Raw genomic sequence first — 3,800 nt, 5'->3', positions numbered from 1 at the left:
TTCCAGGGTTTTGAAGTGATAAATCGTTCTTATGAAAATCGAAGCTTTACTTGCGATGATTGCCCCAATAGTTGCGAGATTGTAGTTTTGAAAGAAGAGAGTAAAGTAAAAGCTCTGTGGGGGAGTCGCTGTGGAAAATGGATTCCTGAATTAGTTGATGAAAAATTTTCTGAAAAAGAAGAGAAAACCTTATCTTTTTCGAAAAAATAGTTAATGAGGGGTTTTTATTTTTTTCATTCTTATGGTATTTTAAAGTGAATCAAAAACTGGTTGAGGAGGGTTGTGTCATGGCAGTTTCAGGTTTCTTACAAGAAAACCGCGTAAGTGTAGTTTCTGCTGTTTTAGCGGTTATATTTATTATTTTAACACCAATAGTATCTATAATTGGTGGTTTTGCAGCAGTTTCTGAGGTCACAACTGGAGATGTTGCAACCGGGGCGGTGGCGGCAGGTGGCACGGTAGTCATTGCAGTGGTTTTTGCATTAATCAGTGCGATTCTCCAAGCAGTAGTGCTTTATCAATGGGGGAATGTTATTAACAACAATATCAAGAATACCAAACATATTTTTACCCATGCCAAAGATCAGTTGCAAGATCCACTTCGTGGAGAAATTGGTTTTTTTGTGAATCGATTGGAAGATTTTTTGGTTCAAGCATGGCCATTTTATATCTATTTGGTATTGTATATTATTGCCCAATTTGTTGGCTGGTATTCATTCCTTCTCTACTTGATCGGTTTTGTTTTTCTGGCAATATACTTATCGAATATTTTTAAAGCAACCAGCAAGGTTTCAGACATGAAAGATAAGATATATTCATATCTCAAGGGAGCCAAGGGATATAATTCAGAAAGCTATATCTTCCGAATACCACCACGAAGTGTGGCTTTGGTTATTATATTAAGTGTTATAACTTTAGGAATATATTGGGCATATATTCTGATTAAATTAAGTATGGAAATAAATGAGTACGTTGCCAGCGATGAAAAAGTTCGACCTGAATTGGAAAAAATGTTAACGACTTAGGTTGGTTCATAATATGAGCGAAATGCGGGGTAATGCCTATTACCCCGCATTTTAATTTCAAATTGAGGATTTATTGTATGGTATTTTTTTTGATACTACTAAATTTAGTTTTTTTTCTTACAACATTAATAAGTGGTGGTTTTTCCGTTCCAATACTCCTCCGTTTAGGTGCGAAATTTGGCCCCCTCATTGTTGCTGGAGAATGGCAAAGACTTCTGTTATGCATGTTTCTTCATGGGAGCATCTGGCACCTTTTCTTTAATATGTATGCACTCTATAATTTAGGCCGATTAGCTGAAGGAGTCTATGGAGCAAAGAAGTTTTTTATAATTTACATTGTCACTGGAATGGGAGGGAGCCTGCTTTCGCTTTTAATGAATTATTCCAATGTAAGCGTTGGAGCGAGTGGTGCCATCTTCGGTTTGGCTGGTGCGTTATTTGCTAGTGGATTAAAATACCGGAACACATCTTTAAATAGACTCGCCAGAAGTTTACTTCCTTTTATCCTTATAAATTTACTTATCGGTTTTATAACTCCGGTAGTAGATAATGGTGCTCATATTGGTGGTTTGCTGAGTGGAATGCTTTTGGGTTACCTGGTTTCTCCTGGAGAAAGTTGGTTTGCATGGAAGAAAAAAGCCGAGGAAATCATTCAGTGGGCTATGGTGGTTTTTATTGCTGTAAGTGTGGTCACTTTTTTTATCCCCAACACTTGGCAAAAATCCTCAATTGATTCAGTGATTACGTTTCATAATCAAATGCAAAATTATATTTGGATTGCCCAAAATGGAAATCCACCTCCGGTTCACCTTCTGGAAAACCTCCCCGCCCCAGATCGAGAAGCTCGGGAAATAAAAAATAAAATGCTTGAATATTCTTCCAGCAGAACAAAAAACGCTGCCATCCTACAGGAGATTGAAAATGATTTTATGGTATGGAGAGATCGGGTTTTAAAAAAATATGAAGGTTTGATTTATGAAAAGGATAGTTAGCTAAGATTTATTATTTATCTTTAGATAATAGTTTGTTGAGGAGGGCTGGAAACCTGATGTTTAAAAACTTGATTTTAGATAAACCACTTGCATTTATCGATGTTGAAACCACTGGTCTTCAACCGAATGTCGATAGAATAGTTGAGCTATCGATTCTTAAAATATTTCCTGATGGAAATTACGAGTATAAAAGCCATCGAATAAATCCAGAAATACCTATTCCTGACCAAGCAACAGCAATACACGGTATTACCGATGAAGATGTAGTAAATGAACGAAAATTTCAAGAATACGCCTCAATCATTAATGATTTTCTTGAGGGTTGCGATATAGCCGGATTCAATGTGTTGAAATTTGATATACCTTTTCTTGAAGCAGAATTTAGAAGAGCGGGTATTCCTTTCCAAAATAAAGATCAGAAATGTGTCGATGTTCAAATACTTTACCATTTACTCGAACCAAGAGATTTAAAAAGCGCTTATTTGAAGTACTGTGGGAAAGAGATGGAATTAGCCCATACTGCTCAAGGCGATGCAACAGCAGCTGCTGAAATTTTGGATAAGCAATTAGAAATTCACCAGAATTTACCAAAAAATGTGGCGGGTTTACATGCATTATGTCGTCCAGAACTTAATAATTATGTGGATCCGGAAGGGAAGTTCATCTGGTCGAACGGGGAGATTGTATGCAACTTTGGGAGAAATTTCGGTTGGACTCTAAAACAACTTGCATCACAAACCCCTGATTATCTGCAATGGATGTTATCTTCGGATTTTTCACCCGATGTCAAAAAATTAGTTTATAATGCACTTCAAGGTAAATTCCCAAAACCAAAAGTAAAATAGGTTTTTAAATTTACCTCTTTTTCTTGGAAAACTGAGAATTTTTTAAAATAAGTGGTACTGAGTGTATAAAAAAGCTGGAGTAACAAAATTCTCCAGCTTTTTTTGTCCAACCAAAAGAAATTATTTCTCAATATGACTCCGTCGGGATAGGATAACGATTAGCGCAACAATCAAAGGAAAAAATGGAATTGCATATAAATAGCCGGCGTTTTCTTTTTTCAATAACCTTATTACTCGCTCGCTTTTGGAAACAGGTTGGGTGTTATCGGATTGGACCAATGAGACAGAATAGTCACGTTTAGGAAGATTTGGATCTAAAATAACTTTATAACTTTCGAAAGTCGGTTGGTATCCCTGCTGTTTAAGCTCATCGCTATAATTGAGAATTTCATATCCCAATTCAGCACCGGGAATTTGCTTTACAAAGTAAGGTTGCTTATCAACTGACTGGAGAATTTGTTGCTTAAATCCCAGAATGGTTTTGATGTTATCGATTGGATCAACATGAACCCACTTCCAGCGTTCTAATCGCCCGACATTTTGAGGATCAACTAGCTTGTTGTGGTATAGCTCATTGTATTCATCTTGAAGAAAAGGATTAAAGTAAAGTTCATTTTTTCCTATCGCATGGATAATCCATGAAGGTTCATCACAATTTTCTTTTTTCGTCCAGCGGTTTCCCGGAATTATTTCGTAACCAGTGCCCCCTTGGCGACGGGAAGCAAAAACGATAACTTTTTTTTCGCTCCCTTCGACCAGCGTACCATCTTCGGCTCGAAGTTGAATTTCATAAGATCCAACCGGAAGTTGTAAAACAAAGCCTTGAGCTAATTCGGTTGAATAGAATTGAACAAACTCAGGTGGCTTTGGTTCTTGAGGGATGGGGATATTAATTGGTCCAGTGTCTCCAGCTTCACGACGACGTCTTACTTCTTCTA

At 37.0% G+C, this 3,800-nt stretch carries 3 protein-coding genes and 2 pseudogenes; 4 read left to right on the top strand and 1 reads right to left on the bottom strand.

The genetic code is table 11. The features are described from left to right. From PLK24_RS09510 to PLK24_RS09495, 4 genes and pseudogenes are all read left to right on the top strand, one after another. Nucleotides 1–210: pseudogene (locus tag PLK24_RS09510) on the top strand (acyl-CoA dehydratase activase); the annotation flags it as partial. A gap of 77 nt (nucleotides 211–287) precedes the next feature. Next, nucleotides 288–1,025, top strand: a complete 738-nt coding sequence (locus PLK24_RS09505) for a DUF4234 domain-containing protein (RefSeq protein WP_324478549.1) — start codon at nucleotides 288–290, stop codon at nucleotides 1,023–1,025. An 89-nt stretch (nucleotides 1,026–1,114) separates the two neighbouring features. Continuing rightward, a complete protein-coding gene (locus tag PLK24_RS09500) occupies nucleotides 1,115–2,017 on the top strand; it encodes a rhomboid family intramembrane serine protease (RefSeq protein ID WP_324478547.1) in 903 nt (300 codons plus the stop codon). Nucleotides 2,018–2,073: 56 nt separating this feature from the next. Then, the gene (locus PLK24_RS09495; RefSeq protein WP_324478546.1) at nucleotides 2,074–2,862 is read left to right on the top strand and encodes a 3'-5' exonuclease; all 789 of its coding nucleotides are present in this window, start codon (nucleotides 2,074–2,076) and stop codon (nucleotides 2,860–2,862) included. Nucleotides 2,863–2,982: 120 nt separating this feature from the next. On the opposite strand, the pseudogene PLK24_RS09490 reads toward PLK24_RS09495, so the two are convergent. Further along, nucleotides 2,983–3,800: pseudogene (locus PLK24_RS09490) on the bottom strand (hypothetical protein); the annotation flags it as partial.

Origin of the sequence: Atribacter sp. (assembly GCF_035418125.1) — a bacterium.
In the GTDB taxonomy this organism is placed as follows: domain Bacteria; phylum Atribacterota; class Atribacteria; order Atribacterales; family Atribacteraceae; genus Atribacter; species Atribacter allofermentans.
The sequence above is the reverse complement of the archived record's forward strand: the minus strand, read 5'-3'. Positions and strand labels throughout refer to the sequence as shown.

Excerpts from the sequence above, each read along its gene's own strand:
- PLK24_RS09505 (WP_324478549.1), top strand. The coding sequence starts at position 288 with ATGGCAGTTTCAGGTTTCTTACAAGAAAACCGCGTAAGTGTAGTTTCT.
- PLK24_RS09495 (WP_324478546.1), top strand. The coding sequence starts at position 2,074 with ATGTTTAAAAACTTGATTTTAGATAAACCACTTGCATTTATCGATGTT.